14 protein-coding genes are annotated in these 21,076 nt (G+C 43.9%); 9 read left to right on the top strand and 5 right to left on the bottom strand.

Annotation, left to right across the window (positions count from 1 at the left end; translation table 11 throughout):
* The first annotated feature begins 31 nt into the window (after positions 1-31).
* From hrpB to OCU30_RS09985, 7 genes are all read left to right on the top strand, one after another.
* Positions 32-2,491, top strand: a complete 2,460-nt coding sequence (gene hrpB / locus OCU30_RS10015; RefSeq protein ID WP_077315728.1) for an ATP-dependent helicase HrpB — start codon at positions 32-34, stop codon at positions 2,489-2,491.
* Positions 2,488-4,824, top strand: coding sequence for a penicillin-binding protein 1B (mrcB, locus tag OCU30_RS10010; protein WP_077315727.1), 2,337 nt, complete (start codon positions 2,488-2,490; stop codon positions 4,822-4,824). The genes hrpB and mrcB overlap by 4 nt, the downstream gene beginning before the upstream one ends.
* A gap of 47 nt (positions 4,825-4,871) precedes the next feature.
* Positions 4,872-7,169: a patatin-like phospholipase family protein gene (locus OCU30_RS10005; RefSeq protein WP_077315726.1), complete on the top strand. Its 2,298-nt coding sequence runs from the start codon at positions 4,872-4,874 to the stop codon at positions 7,167-7,169.
* A gap of 244 nt (positions 7,170-7,413) precedes the next feature.
* Positions 7,414-10,011, top strand: coding sequence for a bifunctional aconitate hydratase 2/2-methylisocitrate dehydratase (gene acnB, locus OCU30_RS10000; RefSeq protein WP_077315725.1), 2,598 nt, complete (start codon positions 7,414-7,416; stop codon positions 10,009-10,011).
* A 133-nt stretch (positions 10,012-10,144) separates the two neighbouring features.
* On the top strand, positions 10,145-10,516 hold the full coding sequence (locus OCU30_RS09995; RefSeq protein ID WP_077315724.1) for a YacL family protein: 372 nt from the start codon (positions 10,145-10,147) through the stop codon (positions 10,514-10,516).
* Positions 10,517-10,721: 205 nt separating this feature from the next.
* On the top strand, positions 10,722-11,060 hold the full coding sequence (gene glnK / locus OCU30_RS09990) for a P-II family nitrogen regulator (RefSeq protein ID WP_077315723.1): 339 nt from the start codon (positions 10,722-10,724) through the stop codon (positions 11,058-11,060).
* Positions 11,061-11,090: 30 nt separating this feature from the next.
* Positions 11,091-12,317 carry an ammonium transporter gene (locus tag OCU30_RS09985; protein WP_077315722.1) on the top strand — a complete coding sequence of 409 codons (1,227 nt, stop codon included), beginning with the start codon at positions 11,091-11,093 and terminating at the stop codon, positions 12,315-12,317.
* 92 nt (positions 12,318-12,409) lie between these two features.
* Here OCU30_RS09985 and rsmC read toward each other — a convergent pair whose 3' ends face one another.
* From rsmC to hemL, 3 genes are all read right to left on the bottom strand, one after another.
* On the bottom strand, positions 12,410-13,438 hold the full coding sequence (rsmC, locus tag OCU30_RS09980; protein ID WP_077315721.1) for a 16S rRNA (guanine(1207)-N(2))-methyltransferase RsmC: 1,029 nt from the start codon (positions 13,436-13,438) through the stop codon (positions 12,410-12,412).
* A gap of 99 nt (positions 13,439-13,537) precedes the next feature.
* Positions 13,538-14,629 carry an AI-2E family transporter gene (locus OCU30_RS09975; protein WP_077315783.1) on the bottom strand — a complete coding sequence of 364 codons (1,092 nt, stop codon included), beginning with the start codon at positions 14,627-14,629 and terminating at the stop codon, positions 13,538-13,540.
* A 198-nt stretch (positions 14,630-14,827) separates the two neighbouring features.
* Entirely contained in the window at positions 14,828-16,117 is a 1,290-nt protein-coding gene (hemL, locus tag OCU30_RS09970) for a glutamate-1-semialdehyde 2,1-aminomutase (RefSeq protein WP_077315720.1), read from the bottom strand.
* Between the two features lie 330 nt (positions 16,118-16,447).
* Here hemL and erpA point away from each other — a divergent pair, with 330 nt between their 5' ends.
* Positions 16,448-16,789, top strand: a complete 342-nt coding sequence (gene erpA / locus OCU30_RS09965) for an iron-sulfur cluster insertion protein ErpA (RefSeq protein WP_077315782.1) — start codon at positions 16,448-16,450, stop codon at positions 16,787-16,789.
* Positions 16,790-16,857: 68 nt separating this feature from the next.
* Here the strand turns inward: erpA and OCU30_RS09960 are convergent, their stop codons facing one another.
* Positions 16,858-18,156 (bottom strand): peptidoglycan DD-metalloendopeptidase family protein, encoded by a 1,299-nt coding sequence (locus OCU30_RS09960; RefSeq protein WP_077315781.1) that lies wholly within the window; start codon positions 18,154-18,156, stop codon positions 16,858-16,860.
* A gap of 129 nt (positions 18,157-18,285) precedes the next feature.
* On the opposite strand from OCU30_RS09960, the gene tyrS reads away from it, so the two are divergent.
* Entirely contained in the window at positions 18,286-19,473 is a 1,188-nt protein-coding gene (gene tyrS, locus OCU30_RS09955) for a tyrosine--tRNA ligase (RefSeq protein ID WP_077315719.1), read from the top strand.
* 83 nt (positions 19,474-19,556) lie between these two features.
* Here tyrS and dacB read toward each other — a convergent pair whose 3' ends face one another.
* Entirely contained in the window at positions 19,557-20,984 is a 1,428-nt protein-coding gene (dacB, locus tag OCU30_RS09950) for a serine-type D-Ala-D-Ala carboxypeptidase (RefSeq protein ID WP_077315718.1), read from the bottom strand.
* Between the last annotated feature and the right edge of the window lie 92 nt (positions 20,985-21,076).

Here is a 21,076-nt window from a genome sequence, read left to right as displayed (position 1 = left end):
AGTCTGAGTATTTAATCATAAGGAGTTGGACTTGTCACAGTTGCCGATTATGGAGGTGTTACCTCAGTTGCTGACCGCCTTATCTCAGTCATCTCAAATTATTTTAAAAGCGCCTCCCGGTGCGGGTAAGTCGACGCAGTTTCCCCTAGCTTTACTCCAATCTGGCACATTTAGCGGTAAGATCATTATGTTGGAACCGCGCAGGTTAGCGGTGCGTAACCTCGCTCACTATTTGGCCATGCAGCTTAATGAAAAAGTGGGCGAGAGTATTGGTTATAGAATGCGCGGAGAGCAAAAAGTTGGAGCGAATACGCAATTAGAAATTGTCACTGAAGGCGTGATGAGCCGAATGTTGCAAAATGATCCCGAATTAATGGGGATCGAGTGTCTGATATTTGATGAATTTCACGAACGCAGTTTACCTGCGGATACGGCGTTGGCCTTTAGTCTCGAGTCTCAAGCTGTGTTTCGTGACGATCTTAAAATTGTCGTAATGTCAGCGACACTTGAGCAAGACGCATTGCAGGGAGTATTACCTGATGCTGCTTATATTGAATCACAAGGGCGGCAATTTCCGGTTGAAGTCTCTTATCGTCCGTTAAAGCCTAATGAGCGTTTATTGGTCGTGATGGCAAATAAAATTGATCATTTGATGCAACATCAAGAAGGCTCTTTACTCGCGTTTTTACCCGGAGTAGGTGCGATTCGGTCTCTGCAGACGTTACTCGAAGAGCGATTAACTAGTAATATTGATGTGTGCCCTTTATATGGACAACTGGCGTTATCCGATCAACAAAAAGCCATTGCGCCCGCTGCGGGTGAGCGTCGTAAAATTGTTTTGGCAACGAATATCGCGGAAACCTCACTGACCATTGAAGGCATTACGATGGTGGTCGATAGTGGGTTAGAAAAAATAGCGCGCTTTGATTTGAAAACCGGTATTACCCGTTTAGATGAGGTGAGTATTGCGCAATCGTCAGCCGAGCAACGGGCTGGGCGAGCGGGACGTCTCACTGCTGGTCTCTGCGTACGCTTATATAGTGAAAGCCACTATCAGCAACAACCTGCAATGCCAATTCCGGCGATATTACAAAGTGATCTCAGTACATTAGCGTTAGATGTTGCCCAGTGGGGCGCAACGGATCCTAATCAATTATCTTGGGTCGATAGTCCCCCGCCAGCGGCATATGAGCAAGGCAGAGACTTATTGTATCGCTTAGGGTTGATGACAAGCTCCTACCAGTTAACGGCAATGGGATATAAAACCCAGACATTAGGTATCGAACCACGCATAGCGGCGATGCTACTCAAAACGCAGGCGACAGCATTAAATAGTGCCGCGATTGCGTTGGCGACTTTATTGGAAGAGCCAGAAAAAAATACGCTCGATATCTGTGATAGCTTACAGCGTTGGCAGGAAGGAAAGCACAATAAACAATCTCGATTAAATACGCGCTCTCAGCAGTTGTCGCAATTGCTGGGTAGCAGTTTTAGCTTGAAATCTATTCAGCCTGATGTGTTATCGGTAGCCGCGTGCTTGGCCTTTCCAGATCGTATTGCCCAATCTCGAGGTCAGAAAAACGGGCGCTTTTTATTAAGTAATGGGCATGGCGCCCAACTTGCTGATACCGAGTCTTTAGCCAGTGAAGCCTATTTAGTGGCCTTGGATGTCGTGCGTTTACCTCATTATAGTCGTATTGTGAGTGCGCTACGCTTATCTATCGCGGATTTACACGCTCATTACTTAGACATGTTCACGACAGTAGAAAATGTTGATTGGGATGAACAGCGCGGTAAACTGTTCGCTGAGCAGCAAACTCGTTTAGGAAAACTGATTGTTGCTCGTCAACCTTTGCCAGCACCTGGGGCAGAAAAAATGACGCAAGCTTTGCTTAATTATGTCGCACGCCAGGGGCTGAGTGTATTAAAGTGGGATAAGCGTTCTATAGCGTGGTTAAATCGGGTCCGCTGTGCAATTGAATGGCTACCACATGAAGCTTGGCCGGGCATGAATGACGCGGCACTGTTGGCGGAACTTGACCAATGGTTAGCGCCTTATTTAGTGGGAATACATAGTGCGAATCAATTAAAAAACGTGTGTGTCTTCGATGCGTTACATGCTCGTCTAGGTTGGCCTTTGAATCAGTCTTTGAATACTTGGTTACCGCCTGAGCATACGATGCCAACAGGTCATCGACATCCTATTCGCTACCAAGAAGGTAAGCCACCTATACTGTCGGTGCGTATCCAAGAAGTGTTTGGAGAGCAAGCCTCGCCTGTCATTGCTCAAGGCACACAAATTGTGGTGTTGGAGTTACTCTCTCCAGCATTAAGGCCTATACAGATAACTCAGGATCTCGCTGGATTTTGGCAAGGTTCCTATCGCGAAGTACAAAAAGAAATGAAGGGACGCTATCCCAAGCATGTATGGCCAGATGATCCCGCTCATCATGTGGCAACCACGAAAACTAAACGACAATTGAATTCATGACTAAGAAACCGACACCGAAAAAAAATACAAAAAAAACTGCACCGGCTTCGTCTCCAGCGACTTCTTCAGCTAAGCCTTCGCGACGTAAAAGGCTGTGGGGCTTTGCATGGAAATTTTCGCTTGCAATGGCTGCCATATTATTTGTTGCGGGGGTGTACTTAAATAGTGTGGTGAAGCAAAAATTCAGCGGCCAACTTTTTCAAATTCCGACCGTGGTCTACGCACGTATTCTGACTCTAGAGCCGGGAATGAATATTAGTTTAAAAGAAGTCCGAAATGAGTTGGACGTATTAAAGTATCGTAAAGTTCGTCATCCTCGTTACCCTGGGGAGTATTCAGCTTCTTCTACTCGTATTGAATTAATTCGTCGTCCATTTGAATTTTCCGATGGCCCGGAGCCTAGCCGTCATGTCATGCTGACCTTTAATGATAGTGGTTTGACCCATATTCAATCACGAGAAAAGCGCGGTGAGTTGGGTTATTTGCGTCTAGATCCTAAGATGTTGGGAATGCTAGAAAAAAATACGACAGAAACTCGCTTATTTTTGCGCCGCGATCAATTTCCAGAATTAATGGTTGATGCACTGTTAACCACCGAAGACCGTAATTTCTATAAGCATGATGGTATTGCCCCGCTCGCTATTTTACGGGCATTAGTGGCGAATGTGCGCGCCGGTCATACCGTACAAGGCGGGAGTACCTTAACGCAGCAATTGGCCAAAAACATATTCTTATCTAGTCACCGTACTTTATGGCGTAAATTGCGTGAAGCTTATATGGCACTCATTATTGATTATCGCTATAGCAAAGATCGAATTTTACAAGCGTATATGAACGAAGTGTACATGGGGCAAAATGGCCGAGAAGCGGTGCATGGCTTTGGTTTAGCATCACGTTTGTATTTTGGTCAGCCGCTACAAGAATTGCGTATCGATCAGTTGGCATTATTAGTTGGGATGGTAAAAGGTCCTTCTTATTATAATCCTATTCGATATCCCGAGCGTGCCCGTGAGAGGCGAGATCTTGTATTGAAACTGATGATGGAGCGTAATATTTTATCTGCTCATCAGTATGAAGAAGCCGTATCTCGCTCTTTAGATGTTCAAAAACATCCACATATTGCGAGCCGACAGCCTGCCTATTTTGAACAGTTATCACGAGAATTACGTAACAAAGTTGGGAATGCGTATAAAAAAGAAACCGGTATTCGTGTCTTTACGTCACTCGATCCGGTATCTCAAGTGGATTTAGAGCGTGCGATATCAGAAAAGGTGCCCAAATTATCGAAGCGCAGCGGCGATAAACTGGAAGCGGCCGCGGTAGCCGTCGATCGTAAAACGGGTGAAATTCGTGCTATGGTTGGTGGCAAACGTGTTGGTTATGATGGATTTAACCGTGCGTTAAATGCAAGCCGACAAATTGGTTCGCTTGCTAAAGGTGGCGTATATTTAACGGCTCTTGCCGAACCAGAGAAATACAATTTGGCGACGACGTTAGAAGATAAACCAATCACCTTAAAAGGTGATGAGGGGAGCGTGTGGAGTCCTCGTAATTTTGAACGTACGTATCGTGGTAATGTTCCGTTATATCTCTCTTTAGCGAAATCGTTGAACGTACCCACCGTTGCGTTAGGAATGCAGTTAGGGATTGATAATGTTGTGGACACGCTAGTGAAGTTAGGCGTTCCGCATAAAGAAATACGCCCAGTACCATCGATGTTTTTAGGCTCATTTACATTAACGCCATTTCAAGTAGCACAAATGTATCAGACCATCACTAACTCCGGACGTAAGGCTAAACTATCAGCGTTACGCTCGGTGTTGGATGTTAAGGGTAATGTGTTGTATGAATCGATCCCTAAAGTGTCACAAGCGGTGCCTCAGCAAGCGGCATGGTTAACTACTTATGCTATGAAACGCGGCGTCTTAGAAGGAACCGGGCGTTACCTACAACATCAATTTTCTTGGGCTGCTTTGGCGGGGAAAACCGGGACAAGTAGCAATACTCGCGACAGTTGGTTTGTTGGTGTGGATGGACGTGAAGTGACCACCGTATGGGTGGGACGTGATGATAACCATTCTACCTATTTAACAGGAGCGAGTGGTGCATTGCGTGTTTATGCAAATTATCTTTCTCGCCGTATTCCACAAAAACTGATTTTACCTTGGCCGGAAGGGATTCGTACTGTTGGTTTTGAGAAATCTCGCGATGGTAAATTGATTGTCGATTGTGATAGTAAATTCAAGTTACCTGTTTGGGATGAAAATGATCAATGGAAATCAAAATGTGATCATGATTCAACAGGCTGGCTTAAAAAGCTTTTTCAATGGTAGAGCTTTGATTCATAAATAATAATGATAATAAAAATAGTGAGGACTGAGTGAAGCGATGGTATAGCCTATGGACAATAATACTTGTTATTGTGCCGACGTTGACTGCACATGCCAAAGAAGCAGTAACACCGCAATCCAATGATAATCGACCTAAAATTGCTGTGGTCCTCGCAGGCGGTGGCGCCAAAGGCGCCGCCCATGTCGGTGTATTAAAAGCGTTAGAAGATTTGCACGTCCCCGTGGATATGATTACCGGAACAAGCATGGGAGCCTATGTCGCCGGCTTGTATGCGACAGGAATGAGTGGGGGTGAAATTGAGGGGCTGGTTAACCATATTGACTGGTATAAAGGCTACCGAGATCGTGTCAGTCGTGAGCAGCGGCGTGTGCGAGATAAAGAATATGAAGACCGTTATCAACTGACTACGGATTTAGGGGTCAGTTGGAATGATATCCGCGCGCCTAAAGGCGTGGTACAAGGTCAAAATATGTTACGTATATTACGATATAGCACTCATAACCTTTTACCACTTGCTTCGTTTGATGATTTGGTGATTCCTTATCGTGCCGTGGCGACAGATATTATCAAACTCAAACCCTTTGTTTTAGACCATGGGTATTTAGCCGATGCCATGATGGCGAGTATGTCTGTACCTGGGGCTTTGCCGCCTTATAAACTTGACGATCATTGGTTGGTTGATGGTGGGGTTACGAATAACATGCCCGTTGATGTGGCTCGCTCTATGGGAGCGGATCGTATCATTGCCGTCGACATTAGTACCGATTATATGAATCAAGACTCCTTCACGGGCTTTTTATCTATTGCCGACCAATTGTCTAATTATTTGGTGCGTCGCAGTACTCAGTTGCAACAACAAAAGCTCACCGATAAAGATATTTTACTCCAGCCAGCCGTTGGCGATATGGAGACGACGGCGTTTGATAAAATTCCAGAAGCCTTTAAAAAAGGCTATCAAGCCGTCATGGAGCAAAAAGAGAGCTTTGCACCTTATGAGTTAAGCGCAGCTAAATACCGCGAGTACCTGCAAAAGAAAGCGCATAAGCGTAGCCAATTAAAATATGGTGATGCTCATCAAGTCGACAGAATCACATTGGATAATCAGTCACATTATAGTGATAAATTATTACTTAACCGCTTAGACTTGGAGGCAGGGCAGGTAATCCCAACGCCAAAAATCGAAGAGAGCGTTGAAAACCTTTATGTCTTAGATCGCTTTGAGCGCGTAAGTTATCACTTTGATGATTCCAAAGGGGATAATAACTTAATTATTAAAGTCGAAGAAAAGTCTTGGGGGCCTAACTACACGAACTTCCGAGTGTTCATGGAAGACGACTTTGATTCTGATAGCCAATATTCGCTCGGAATGTCGGTGAACTTTACTGATATGAACGATCGCGGTGCAGAATTAACTCTGAACGTGAATATGGGCACAGATAAGTTACTCGAAGCACAATATTATTCACCGATATTTGAAGGTCAGAAACTTTTTTATACGGCATCAGCTAAATACAGTGTTGATAAGCGCAACGCGCCATTAACCGGTTTCGATGATACGTCGTTGGAAGCGACGAAAAATTATATGTCGATGAAATACTCTGAATGGCAAGAAGAATTGGCCATTGGTTATCAACATCGATTGTGGCGAGAGTTTAAACTCGGCTTGCGCTTTAATCAGGGGAAAACCGAGTATGCGACATTACCCCAATATGGTAACGCCCGTTTTCGCCGTTCAGGCGCCTTTTTTAACTATCGTATTGATACGCTAGATAGTTACGCGCTGCCAAGTCAAGGCGCCTATCTAAATCTTGAATATTTGATCTCGCACGATGATATTTATAATGCGGATCGCGGCTTTGTTGAAAATAGTTCTGATACTGTCAGTGAGTTGTCGGCGAAGCTGATTTACGCTCACAGTTTTGACAGGCACACCCTAGTTGCCAATGTCGATTATGGTGAGGTGAGAAGTAAAAATACATCCACCCCAATTGATCCAAAAACCATTGGTGGTTTTTTAAATTTATCGGGCGTACCACGCAATAGTCTCATCGGGCAAAACAAAGCGTTTACCAGTGTCACTTATCGTTACCGTTGGTTTGATAATGATTTTGGTTTGTTTACATCGCCAGTTTACTTGGGGGCATCGCTTGAATATGGCGGCGTGTGGTCAAACCCTGATGAAGATCTGAGTTCGGCTCCGTTATATGCAGCGGGTTCTGTATTTGCTGGTGTTGATTCTCCCATCGGACCGATAATGTTCGGTTATGGACGGACAGAGCAGAATTTCGATTCTATATATCTCATCATAGGTTCTAGTACTAAGTAGGCGATTTCGGCCATGAGTGACGTTGTGGCAGGATATTTCGTGAGAACTTGATATGTTGATCAAATTGGTGAGATTTTAATGTAGCGTTAAATTTGCTAATGTGTACCCACAGTTTGGCCTCTCTAAGGCACTGTTTCTCAGTCGATTGAATTGAAAACATGGGCATATAGAGAGCCAAGTTTCCAAGGATGTCTTCGCTGTACTCGTAGATGAGAAGCGTTGACCGTAATTAGAGGAAAATGTCGTGCTTGAAGCCTATCGTAAACACGTCGAAGAGCGTGCTGCTGAAGGAATTGTCCCTAAACCTTTAGATGCAGAACAAGTCGCCGCACTTGTTGAGTTACTAAAGACCCCACCTGAAGGTGAAGAAGATTTCATCTTAGATTTGTTTGAAAACCGTATTCCACCAGGTGTAGATGAAGCCGCTTATGTCAAAGCCGGGTTTCTTGCTGCGCTAACCAAAGGTGAAGTGTCATCCCCCTTAATTAGTCCTGAAAAAGCAGCAAAATTGTTGGGCACCATGCAAGGCGGTTACAATATTCAACCTTTGATTGCTTTGCTCGATGATGAAAAGTTAGCGCCGATTGCAGTTGACGCATTATCACATACTCTGCTTATGTTCGATGCGTTCTACGATGTGGAAGAAAAATCGAAAGCGGGTAACGAGTTTGCGAAAACGATTATTCAGTCATGGGCGGATGCTGAATGGTTCTTGAAAAAGAAAAAAATCGACGAAAAAGTAACGTTAACGGTATTTAAGGTATCGGGTGAAACGAATACCGATGACTTGTCACCAGCCCCAGATGCTTGGTCTCGCCCAGATATTCCATTACACGCTTTAGCGATGCTTAAAAATGCCCGTGAAGGGATTACCCCAGATGATGAAGGCAATGTTGGCCCTATTTCAACGATTAATAAGTTGAAAGAGAAAGGTCATCCTTTAGCTTATGTCGGTGATGTGGTTGGAACGGGATCTTCACGTAAGTCGGCTACCAACTCGGTGTTATGGCTAATGGGTCATGATATCCCGAATGTACCGAATAAACGTGCTGGCGGTTTTGTATTGGGCGGTAAAATTGCGCCAATTTATTTCAATACCATGGAAGATGCAGGAGCGTTACCGGTTGAGCTTGATGTATCTAAAATGAACATGGGCGATGTGATTGATATTTATCCTTATGAAGGAAAAGTATGTGATCATGAAAGCGGTGAAGTGCTGTCTACCTTTACGTTAAAAACGTCGGTCATCCTTGATGAAGTACGTGCTGGTGGTCGGATTCCATTAATCATTGGTCGTGGTCTAACAGAAAAAGCTCGTGAATCATTAGGGCTAGGGACTTCTGATGTGTTTGCACTGCCATTACCGGTTACCGATAGCGATAAAGGGTTTACGTTAGCTCAAAAAATGGTTGGTAAAGCTTGTGGTGTTGAGGGTGTACGCCCTGGCACTTACTGTGAACCAAAAATGACGACAGTGGGCTCGCAGGATACGACAGGTCCAATGACGCGTGATGAACTTAAAGATCTCGCGTGTCTTGGCTTCTCCGCCGATTTGGTGATGCAGTCTTTCTGCCATACATCAGCCTATCCGAAACCTGTTGACGTACAAACTCACCACACATTACCTGATTTCATCATGAACCGTGGTGGTGTTTCGTTACGTCCAGGTGATGGTATTATTCACTCATGGCTAAATCGTATGTTGTTACCGGATACTGTTGGTACGGGGGGTGACTCACATACTCGTTTTCCATTAGGTATTTCGTTCCCAGCAGGCTCGGGTCTCGTTGCCTTTGCGGCGGCAACCGGTGTGATGCCATTGGATATGCCAGAGTCGGTTTTAGTGCGCTTTAAAGGCAAAATGAAACCGGGGATTACACTGCGTGATTTAGTGCATGCGATTCCTTATTACGGTATTAAGGAAGGCCTTCTGACTGTTGATAAAGCGGGGAAAGTTAACGAATTCTCCGGCCGTGTTTTAGAGATTGAAGGTTTAGAGCACTTAACGGTTGAACAAGCATTTGAATTGTCCGATGCATCAGCAGAACGTTCCGCTGCCGGTTGTACGGTGAAGCTATCGCAAGACTCGATTTCAGAATATCTACAATCTAACATTGTAATGCTGAAATGGATGATCTCGGAAGGGTATGGGAATCGCCGTACTATTGAGCGTCGTATTAAGTCGATGCAAGAATGGATTGATAATCCAAGCATGATGCAAGCGGATGAAAACGCCGAATACAAACATGTTTTAGAAATCGATATGGATGAAATCCACGAGCCTATCTTGTGTGCCCCTAATGATCCAGATGATGCGCGTACACTATCTGATGTTGCGAATACTGATATTGATGAAGTCTTTATCGGCTCATGTATGACCAACATCGGTCATTTCCGCGCAACCGGTAAGTTACTTGAGCACTTTAAAGGCCAGTTGAATACTCGTCTATGGGTCGCTCCGCCAACCAAAATGGATAAAGACCAATTAGTTGAAGAAGGCTATTATGGTATCTTTGGACGTTCTGGGGTGCGTATAGAAACGCCTGGGTGTTCTTTGTGTATGGGCAACCAAGCACGCGTAGCAGATAAAGCGACAGTGATGTCTACTTCGACACGTAACTTCCCTAACCGTTTAGGCAGTGGAGCGAATGTCTACTTAGCATCAGCAGAGCTTTCTGCAGTAGGGGCGATTTTAGGTCATATCCCTACGGCACAAGAATACGCTGAGTATGCGAAGAAAATCGATGCGACGGCCACAGATACTTATCGTTACTTGAATTTCCATATGATGGGACAGTATACGCAAAAAGCCGATACAGTGATCTTCCAAGAACCCGCGTAACACCCTATAGTTTCGTGCTAGATAAAACCGATTGTGGCCACACAATCGGTTTTTTTATGGCTCAAGAAGTAAGAAAACGGTATGCTCCTGTTGTTAATTAGCTATCAATCGTTAATCAAAGAGATTGCACCGTATGGAGTTTGAGTTCACCAAAAATACATTATTGGGCGAATATTTTGTTCGTTCTTCAATGGAGCATCAAATTATTGCTCGCTGGCTACAAGACGATCTGGCACAAGATTGCACAAAAATAGATCATATTTTAGACCTCGTTGCTCAAGCGCACCAATATCCAGCAAAAGAATGGCTATGGACGGGAAAAGAGCGCATGGTTTCTATCGTTAATCATGAAGTGACCGTGCAAGATAATGCGAATTTTTCTGAGGCTGATATGGAGTTAGATGCAAATCTGAGTCTTTATGAAAGTGAAAGTATCGCACAATGTGGTTTAGAAGATTTTGAGCTTGCTGTGATGCAATGGCGGGAATTCATCGGGCGTTATTAATAGAGTGCGTCATAAGTGTGCACACTCTACATCGTGTGTGGTATTGCCGCGTTAATATAGGGAAAGGTTTGCACTGTTTAAGTGCGAGCCTTTCTTTTTTTTGTCTCCAATATTAATAAATTTATTTAAAATCAACAGCTTGAAAAGTTGGCACGTACCTTGGATTAGTTCAGATGTCGATGGATCACTGTGTTGGAGATAAGAGATGAAAATCATTAATGCGATCATCAAACCGTTTAAGCTTGATGACGTGCGTGAAGCACTGGCTGATGTTGGTATTGAAGGAATGACAGTCGCTGAGGTGAAAGGGTTTGGGCGCCAGAAGGGCCACACTGAGCTTTATCGTGGCGCAGAGTACCAAGTGGACTTTTTACCTAAAGTGAAGATTGAAATTGCTACCCAAGCCGAGAATGTGGATCAAGTTGTTGATGCAATTATAAAAGCAGCCCATACGGGTAAAATTGGTGATGGCAAAATTTTTGTTTATGACTTAAGTCATGCTGTGCGTATTCGAACCGGTGAAACGGATTCAGAAGCACTTTAATTAGTATTTTCTAGGACGGAGAAGCTTAATATGGAACTCTCAGTAACAGTAACGGAACTACGTTATGCACTGGATACTTTCTTTCTATTGATTTCTGGTGCGTTAGTCATGTGGATGGCTGCCGGCTTTTCAATGCTTGAAGCTGGTCTAGTACGCTCAAAAAACACGACTGAAATTTTAGCAAAAAACTTTGTTTTGTACGCGATCGCTAGCACCATGTATCTCATTGTTGGTTACAACATTATGTATGTTGATAATGGCAGCGGCGGTTGGATTCCTTCTTTAGGTACGTTAATTGGCACTCAAGCTGATGGTGCAGGGCACTCACTTGAAGCTGATTTCTTTTTCCAAGTTGTCTTTGTTGCGACTGCGATGTCAGTGGTTTCTGGAGCCGTTGCTGAGCGTATGAAGCTTTGGGCATTCTTGGTGTTCTCGGTTATTTTAACTGGATTTATTTATCCGTTAGAGGGTTACTGGACTTGGGGCGGTGGGTTCCTGTCCGAAGCGGGTTTCAGTGATTTTGCAGGGTCTGGTATTGTGCACTTGGCTGGCGCCGCTGCCGCTTTAGCGGGAGTCTTGTTACTTGGTTCTCGTAAAGGTAAATATGGTAAAAATGGCGAAATTTTCCCAATTCCAGGTTCGAATATGCCTCTAGCAACACTGGGTACTTTCATTCTCTGGTTAGGTTGGTTTGGCTTTAATGGTGGCTCTCAGCTAGCATTATCAAACTTTGAAGATGCCACTGCAGTCGGCCAAGTATTCTTAAACACTAATGCAGCCGCCGCCGCCGGCGCCATTGCGGCAATGATTGTTTGTAAAGCAACATGGGGCAAAGCGGATTTAACCATGATTCTTAACGGTGCATTAGCCGGCTTGGTTGCTATAACCGCCGATCCGCTATCACCATCACCGATGTTATCGGTATTTATTGGTGCCGTCGCGGGTATCTTAGTTATCTTTAGCATCTTGATGTTCGACAAAATCAAAATCGATGATCCAGTAGGGGCTTTGTCTGTGCACGGTGTATGTGGTGTGTTTGGCTTGATGGTTGTACCGCTAAGCAATGCCGATGCCACCTTTGGTGCGCAAGCATTGGGTGCTGTGGTTATCTTTGCATGGGTGTTTGCAGCAAGTCTTGTTGTTTGGGCTATCTTGAAAGCGACTATGGGTATTCGTGTGACAGCGGATGAAGAAATGGAAGGTATGGACGTTCACGATTGTGGTGTTGATGCTTACCCAGAGTTTGTTAATCGATAAGTGATTCAATCGTTATATCTAGCTGTAAAACTAAAAAAGCCTGCTCAACGAGCAGGCTTTTTAGTGCGTAAACTATTGGCAAATTTGTTGGATTAACGACGCTTTAATCCGTGATGAATAACGAATTTTTTGGTTTTTGACAAGGTTTGGCAAGCCCCGAAACTTTTTTCAATAATAGGTGAATACTTTAAAAAGCTGTTGGCAACCACATACAATTCACCACGTTTGACGAGTGCCGCTGGAGCTTTGGCGAGTAGGGTTTCGGTCGTGTCATAGCTTGTTTCTAGTCCTGAATGAAAGGGGGGATTAGTCACAATATACTGATATTCACTTGTTATATCAGAGTAAATATCAGAGGCAAATACCGTAGCAGTGAGATTATTCGCGGCTAATGTCTCTTGTGATGAACGTATCGCTAATGCACTAATATCACATAGTTCCAATTCAATATCTGGGTTTAGTGTTAGTATGACCGTACCTATCACACCCGCGCCACAACCAAAATCTAGGACTCTCCCTTTTAATTTTGGCAACGCATCAATCAATAGGCGACTGCCGATATCCAATTCACCATGACTAAATACGCCAGGTAAGCTACAGACCGTGATCGTTTTGTCTTGATATTCAACTGAGTAAGACTTAAACCAGTCATCGATATTAAATTGCGTTGGGACACTTTCACATTGTCCCCAATAAAATGAACAGCGCCGCGCCGAATCGTACTTTTGAACGCTCCCGTATTCTTGGAACATTTTTTCAATGCTTTTGATGCCTGAACGATTCTCACCAACCACAACGATTTCTGTACCAACGCCTAATTTACTCATGAGCATGGCTAATAAATAGGCCGCTTCTTTTTTCGACTTTGGCCAATACAGTAATACTAGATCTGCTTGGACACCCTCTGGCAGTTCTTCACTAAAATAGCATTGTATATCGTCAGACGCTTTCCACTGACGAGCATAACGGTAGTCGGTAGTAAAAATACCAACAGACGCGCTGTGCTGGATAAGTTGTTGAGGAAACTGGTCTTCAGCTTCGCCTGCGACTAAAACGTGCTTGTCTGCAAAGTAGTCGAGTTGACGTTCAGCTATTTGACTCGGAGCGGTGTAATTCGCCATGGTATGTCTCATTCAGTTGATAAGCGGCAGATTCTCGCACAAACCAGCGTTCGCTTGAAGCTAGGAATGCTGGTTTATGGCTAAATGGCTGGGTTAAGATCAGTTTTCATCTTGCCAGCTAAGAAAGTCACGAAATTCTTCGTCATAAAGGTTAAATAAAACCACAGTAATGGCAAAAATTAACGGACCATAGATTAACCCAATCAATCCGAAAAATTGAATGCCACCTAATAACGCAAAAAAGATCATTAAGGTGTTCATGCCACCGCTACCTTGCATGAGAAATGGTCGTAGCAAGTTATCAATTGAGCCCACGATGACCATACACCATACGCCAAGAAAAATAGCCCACGTGGTATCGCCGGTAACAAATAGATACAAGGTCGCTGGTACCCAGATTAATGCAGTACCGACGACAGGAATAAAGGAGGTAAAACCGATCATGGTCCCCCAAAATAGTCCGGGGAAACCTGCTAACCACATGCCTAATCCACCTGCAATACCCTGTGCAATTGCCGTGAGAAAAGAGCCCATTACTGCTGATTTTGATACGTTTTCAACCTCTGTTAGCAGTCTATCTTCTTGGCTACGTGATAGCGGTATAATATGTCTTAAGCTGCCCATGATTTTGTTGTGATCTCTTAGCAAGAAAAATAAGACAAAAATCATCAGGAAAAAGTTGAGGATAAACCCAGTGGCATCGCCTAATACTTTTGCACTCGCTCCAACAAGCTCGGAACCAAAGCTGGTGGAGAATTTAGCGACACGTTCACCGAGCTTCTCTGGGGTTAAACTATCAAACGGTAGATAATGATTCGAAAAGTTCAGCGCTTGCTCAACGAGAGGGTGATTCAAAAAGGCTTCGAACCCGCCATGGGTGACCCATTGATAGACATTTTGCGAAAACTTCGAGCCTTGCTGGGCAATTGCAGCGAGAAATGCCAATAAAGGAATAACGACGATGATCGTGAGTACAAAGCAAGAAATAAGCGAGCTAATGTTTGGGTAGCTTGGCATTTTACTATTAATTCGATTATGAACGGGAAACATCAGTAAAGAAATAATAAAGGCGATGATGATCGAGTTCATATATGGGGCGATAAGTAAGTAGCAGGCGACAGCGGCTGCAAGTAAAGCAAAGATTAGCACCCAGTGGCTAGAATTGATTCGTACTTTCTGATGTTCAGTCATTGTCGGTCTCAATATAAAAGTGGTATCACGGTATAATGACGAATAATCAGAAATGACGCAATCGATACGATGAGGTGATAGGAAATGTAATCGGACTAGTGAATGTTCAGCGAGCAGGGCCCCTCTTATCGTACGAATGTTTTTGGGGCGCTGCGCGCTGGAAATAAAAAAAGCTGCCGTAGCAGCTTTATGCATAATTTATGCTTCGTTCATTGCCGCAAAACTGCGATCTGCGGCCTCAATAGTCGCATCAATATCAGTAGAGCTATGCGCCAGAGAAATAAAGCCTGCTTCAAACGATGATGGAGCGAGATAAACCCCAAAGTCGAGCATAAGATTAAAGAACTGCTTAAAGCGCTCAGTATCGCATTTAGCGACATCTTCATAACATGTGACACGTTCTTGATCGGTAAAGAAGAAACCAAACATACCGCCCACTTGATGAACAAGTAATGGCACGCCGTGCTTATCAGCAACGGCTTTAATGCCTTTCGCTAATGCTGAGGCTTTTTGGTTTAAACGACGTTCACTGTCTTCTTCTTTTAGCAATGATAAACAAGCATGACCTGCCGCCATAGCAATCGGGTTACCAGATAGTGTCCCTGCTTGGTATATTGGGCCTGTTGGTGCGATATGTTGCATCACTTCTTTCTTGCCACCAAACGCCCCAACTGGCATACCACCACCAATGACTTTACCGAGTGTGGTTAAGTCTGGTTTTACATTGTAGTAAGCCTGAGCACCGCCAAGGGCGACACGGAATCCGGTCATGACTTCATCAAAAATCAGTAACGCGCCTTCTTGATCACACAACTCACGTAATCCTGTTAAAAATCCATCAACAGGCGGTACGCAGTTCATGTTACCTGCGACAGGTTCGACGATAATACACGCGATACTACCTTTATTTGCGTTGAATACTTCTTTGACCGATTCTAAATCATTATAACGGGCGGTGAGAGTATGCTTGGCAAAATCTGCTGGAACCCCAGGAGAACTTGGTTGGCCAAGCGTTAATGCGCCAGATCCTGCTTTGACTAACAAGCCATCTGAGTGGCCATGATAACAGCCTTCAAATTTAATGATTTTATCGCGTCCGGTATACCCACGAGCCAGACGAATCGCACTCATGGTGGCTTCTGTTCCCGAGTTAACCATGCGAATTTGCTCCATGGATGGAACTAACTCTGATACTAGGCTTGCCATATCGGTTTCTTTGGCTGTTGGGGCACCAAAGCTAAGGCCTTTTTGCGCCGCACTGATAACCGCTTCACGAATAGCTGCATGGTTATGGCCTAAAATCATCGGTCCCCATGAGCCGACATAATCGATATATGCTTTGCCATCGGCGTCAAATAGAAAGGCGCCATCGGCGCGATCGATAAAAATAGGTGTACCACCTACACCATTGAATGCGCGGACAGGAGAGTTAACGCCGCCTGGGATTTTTTCTTGGGCCAGTTGATAGAGATCGGCGGATTTGGTCATGAAATTTCCTCTTCTTTTTTTCGGGACCGATATACTGCGCATTGTACGCTTCTATTGATGTATGCGAAATATTTTCCCTGCTTTTCTCTCGGGCAGCCGTTTGGTGAAAGGAATTATTTAAAAAGATTGCGTTAACTTGGGCAACTAAGGCAGTGTGTACCACACTATGGTGGGCGTGAGTTTTGGCACGAAACGTTAACATCAGCTAATACTTGATTGAAACAATGAGGTATTAGATAATCGTGAGTTATATAAGAATGCTCATCACTGGTCACTCATTACACTTAAAGTGAATAGACTCATGTGGTGACACGAATGGGAGAGAGCGTTGTGAGTGAAAATAATATCCCTTTATCATTTTCAGAAGCCGCGGCAAAGCGTGTAAAAATTCTGATTGAGGAAGAAGAAAATCCTGCACTAAAACTACGGGTCTATATTACTGGCGGCGGTTGCAGTGGGTTCCAGTATGGTTTTACCTTTGATGAGAGTGTCAATGATGGTGATACCACTATTGAGAAAGAAGGCGTAACCCTGGTTATCGATCCAATGAGCTTACAGTACTTGGTCGGCGGTAAAGTCGATTATACCGAAGGTCTTGAAGGTGCACGATTTTTTGTTAATAATCCTAATGCTACAACGACTTGTGGCTGTGGTGCATCATTTAGCGTATAGATACGTAGTAATAATGATAAAAAGTAAAAAGCAGAATGATGATCCATTCTGCTTTTTTGTGTCTAATGTTATTTGCTAGGCACAAACAAAAAGTGGCTATAGCGTTCTAATTGATGCAAACGTTCCTTGGCCGATGCGAGAAATTGTTGTTTAGCTCGGCCTTGTAGCGCGCGCGATAGTGGCAGATCAACGGTTCTCGGGTTTTTATGTACGCCATGTACGAGAAATTCATAATGCAAATGCGCCCCAGTCACCCTGCCTGTACTACCGAGTGTGCCAATGGTTTGTCCTTGCTTAATACGTTGGCCTGTTTTTACAAAGCGGCGCTTAAGATGTAAGTACTTGGTTGTGTATGTATTACTGTGGCGTATAAATACATAGTTACCATTATATTGATTATAACTGGCTTTCTGTACCACCCCATCGCCAGCGGCCCAAATAGGGGTGCCAACAGGTGCTACATAGTCGGTTCCTCGGTGAGGACGCACACGACCAGTGACAGGATGTAAACGTTTAGGGTTAAAGTTTGATGAAACTCGGCGAAAATCCAAAGGAGATCTTAGGAACGCTTTTTTCATGGCACGCCCCGTTTCGTCATAATAATTACCGGTTGCATCATCACGAATCGCCGTGAATGTTTTGCCTCGGTTCGTGAACGTTGCAGCAATAATATCTCCACGCTCAGCCACCTGACCTTCGACGACTTTTTCTTGATATAGCAGCTCAAAATGGTCACCAGCACGAATATCTAACGCAAAGTCGACATCCCAACCAAAAATACCTGCTATTTGCATGATTTGGTTGGGGGTGATGCCAGCTTTGCTCGCGGCTTTCCAAAAATTTGATTTGATGGTGGCATTGGCATAGTTGTATTGAAAGTACACCTCTTTAGCATCGATGGCCGACGTATAATGGTTACCACTTTTTTTGACGACAAATGTTTCATAAGCATTCAGTTTACGGCGTAATTGAATTAATTCATGTTGATCATTCAAGCCAAAATACAGTTCATCACCGGGACGTAAATGTGTTAAGTGCTGGCTAATATCTGCGTTACTTGATGTCAGTGTATAGAGCACTCGAGAAGATAAGCCAACGCGTTTAAATAATAAGGCGCTACTTTCTCCTGGTTTTACAATATGTTTTTCCCAGCGTAAGGATGCTTCTTGTGGGATATATTGTTCTTGTTGCGTCAGCAAGTCATGATCTAATTGCAACTCGTAAGGATGACCAACCTCAAGCCCAGCTTGCTTATTGATAAGTGAGTCTGGATCGGGAAGAAAAAACACAGCGGCAAAAATCAAAGCAGAAAATAGCACAATAGAGAACTTGTGCAGCCATGATAAGCGGGAAAGAATGGTCGTCATAATGGGCATGGTTTGAAAAAGATTAAATTAATTCATGACTAGTTAGTTTAACTGGTTTCAAAAGTAGTCGCTATTCAAGTAATATGTGGAATTATTACATTTTGCCAAATCTGTGGGAGTGAACAAAGAATGGCGAGTATTGAAGCCGCTTTAGCTGAACTTAAGCGTGGTGTAGCAGAGCTGATTCCAGAAGAAGAGCTTATTGCTAAATTGAAAGAGAACCGACCGTTACGAATCAAGCTTGGCGCGGATCCAACAGCACCGGATATTCACTTAGGTCATACCGTAATTTTGAATAAGTTGCGTGCTTTTCAAGAACTTGGTCATGAGGTGACATTCCTGATTGGTGACTTTACTGGGATGGTCGGCGACCCAACAGGGAAAAACACCACACGTCCGCCATTAACACGTGAAGACGTGATGCATAATGCGGAAACCTATAAAACGCAAGTATTTAAGATTCTCGACCCAGCTAAAACTACCATTCAATTTAACTCAGAATGGTTATCAGAATTAGGTGCAGAGGGCATGTTGCGTCTTGGCTCTCAACAAACGGTTGCGCGTATGTTAGAGCGTGAAGACTTTAAAAAGCGTTACTCAAGTGGCCAAGCCATTGCGATTCATGAATTTATGTACCCATTATTGCAAGGTTACGACTCTGTCGCGATGGAAACAGACGTTGAATTGGGTGGTACGGACCAACGCTTTAACTTACTGATGGGGCGTGAATTACAAAAAGCCAATGGACAAAAACCACAAGTAGTCATGATGCTGCCGTTATTAGTCGGCCTAGACGGCGAGAAAAAAATGTCTAAGTCTGCGCATAACTACATTGGTATTAATGACGCACCTAGTGATATGTTCGGTAAAATCATGTCTATCTCTGATGAGTTGATGTGGGATTATTACGAACTGCTGTCTTTCCGTCCATTGGAAGAAATTGCTCAATTTAAAGCTGATATTGCTGGTGGTAAAAATCCACGTGATATTAAGATTTTGTTAGCGAAAGAAATCATCGCACGTTTCCATACAGATGCCGATGCTGATGCTGCCGAGCAAGAGTTCATTAATCGCTTCCAAAAAGGCGCAATGCCGGATGAAATGCCCGAATTTGAATTCGAAGCTGGTATGGGTATTGCAAATATTTTGAAAGAAGCTGGGTTAGTGAATTCTACTTCAGATGCGATGCGTATGGTGCGTCAAGGGGCTGCGAAGTGTGAAGGTGAGAAAATTACCGACACCAAATGGGCGCCAGAAGCTGGTACCGCGGTATACCAAGTCGGTAAGCGTAAATTTGCACGCATTACGATTAAATAATGACTGACTGTTGATAAAAAGCGCCTTATGGCGCTTTTTTTCTCTGTATATTTAATATCTTATGCGGTGTACAGGAAACGAGTTTATTGAGTTAAACGCGCTTGCTCAATCAACTGGCGATAAAAACGTTGCTCGACCACCGTCAGTGGTGCAGGGCGAGCATCACGTTGCGCTTGGCTTGGGAAATTATCAGTAATGTATTGCACAAAGGTGCTTGTAGGGACACCGGCCGCATTATAAACAAAACCAATCAGGTTATGAGTCCCGTATAGCGTGCCACTCTTGGCCGCTAACGCGCCTTTTATAGGGGAGCGCATTAAACTGCGCCGATATTTCAATGTCCCAGAAACCCCCGAACGAGGTAATAAACCAATCAATTGAAGCTGCGCATCATGTTTATAGATATATTGCAAAATAGACAGCATGGTTGAAGCGGCAATGCGGTTATCACGAGAAAGTCCTGAGCCATCGACAAGCTTTGCTTGCTTGAGAGAGACTCCAGTGGTGGACTCAATAATCTGTTTAATGGCGGCAGTACCATTACGGTAACTACCGGCTTGGTGAAAAGAGACGCGACCTAAAGTTTTGGTTAAGCTATCTGCATAGAGGTTATCGGATTTTTTCAACATCTTTGAAAGTAGCTGTGGCAGCGGCTTTGAGTAGTGGATAGCAATTGTATGAGTTTGACCTCGTTGGCTGGGTTTTCCAATACGAACCCGACCATCAATCGTCATTTTTAATTGATTCAGAATTCGGTATATCATACGTTGCGTATATTTCTTCGTATCCTGAATCGCAAACTTGAGGGGTAATGGTTGTTTACGCTGAAGTAAACAGCCACTGATAACATAGCGGTTCTCGTGCCTTGCTTGTAAATCAAGCTCGCAATGCTGCGTTTCTTGTTGCTGCTTGGTGACTGTGATGGATTTATTTTCAACGTGAATAGGGTACTGCTCTGGGACGTAAATACGAGTGTTCCCTTTTTTACGGCTATAGATAGATGCAGGCACACAATTATGATCGAGATTAATGGCACTGGAAGGCGCACTGTAACACACACCTATAGCATTCCAAGGCCAACCTGTGGCTTTTTCAAATCCGTCAAACGCAGAGTCATCCAGCCATAAGTCTCCACGAATATGCGTCACGCCTCGTTGTTTCAATTTCAATAGCAATGTTTTGAGATCTCGAGTTTTTAAAGAAGGATCGCCCGAAAATTGAATGCTGTAATTAGTGTTTGATTGGCGTAAACGTGTCGCAAAGCGAAAATCGTCACCTAATTTTATTGTGGCTGCCAGTGCTGTAATGACTTTGAGAGTGCTTGCGGGGGGGAAATAATCGCCATTAGCGTGCTTGAAGGTTGTCTCATTGCTATCGAGTGCTTGAGCTTCAAAATGGTAACGCACATAAGGTGAAAGAGTGGAAACTTGTGTTTTAAAATCTTGTTGAGCTTGCGCCTGTAGTGATAAAAACAGGGAAGAAAAGGCCAAGGAAAGCAGAATTAAACGCATAACGTCTCTTTTAAGTTGAAAGCATTAATCACCCAGTATAACGGCATAAAAAAACACCCGCTATACGCGGGTGTTGTCTCTTGATAAAACTT

This window comes from Vibrio palustris (assembly GCF_024346995.1).
Lineage (GTDB): Bacteria > Pseudomonadota > Gammaproteobacteria > Enterobacterales > Vibrionaceae > Vibrio > Vibrio palustris.
The sequence above is the reverse complement of the archived record's forward strand: the minus strand, read 5'-3'. Positions and strand labels throughout refer to the sequence as shown.

What these genes read in the sequence shown, in the direction of transcription:
- hemL (WP_077315720.1), bottom strand. Translation starts at nt 16,117, where the DNA reads ATGACCAAATCCGCCGATCTCTATCAACTGGCCCAAGAAAAAATCCCA.
- OCU30_RS09995 (WP_077315724.1), top strand. Translation starts at nt 10,145, where the DNA reads ATGGAGTTTGAGTTCACCAAAAATACATTATTGGGCGAATATTTTGTT.
- OCU30_RS09960 (WP_077315781.1), bottom strand. Translation starts at nt 18,156, where the DNA reads ATGACGACCATTCTTTCCCGCTTATCATGGCTGCACAAGTTCTCTATT.
- tyrS (WP_077315719.1), top strand. Translation starts at nt 18,286, where the DNA reads ATGGCGAGTATTGAAGCCGCTTTAGCTGAACTTAAGCGTGGTGTAGCA.
- rsmC (WP_077315721.1), bottom strand. Translation starts at nt 13,438, where the DNA reads ATGGCGAATTACACCGCTCCGAGTCAAATAGCTGAACGTCAACTCGAC.
- dacB (WP_077315718.1), bottom strand. Translation starts at nt 20,984, where the DNA reads ATGCGTTTAATTCTGCTTTCCTTGGCCTTTTCTTCCCTGTTTTTATCA.
- glnK (WP_077315723.1), top strand. Translation starts at nt 10,722, where the DNA reads ATGAAAATCATTAATGCGATCATCAAACCGTTTAAGCTTGATGACGTG.
- mrcB (WP_077315727.1), top strand. Translation starts at nt 2,488, where the DNA reads ATGACTAAGAAACCGACACCGAAAAAAAATACAAAAAAAACTGCACCG.
- OCU30_RS09975 (WP_077315783.1), bottom strand. Translation starts at nt 14,629, where the DNA reads ATGACTGAACATCAGAAAGTACGAATCAATTCTAGCCACTGGGTGCTA.
- OCU30_RS09985 (WP_077315722.1), top strand. Translation starts at nt 11,091, where the DNA reads ATGGAACTCTCAGTAACAGTAACGGAACTACGTTATGCACTGGATACT.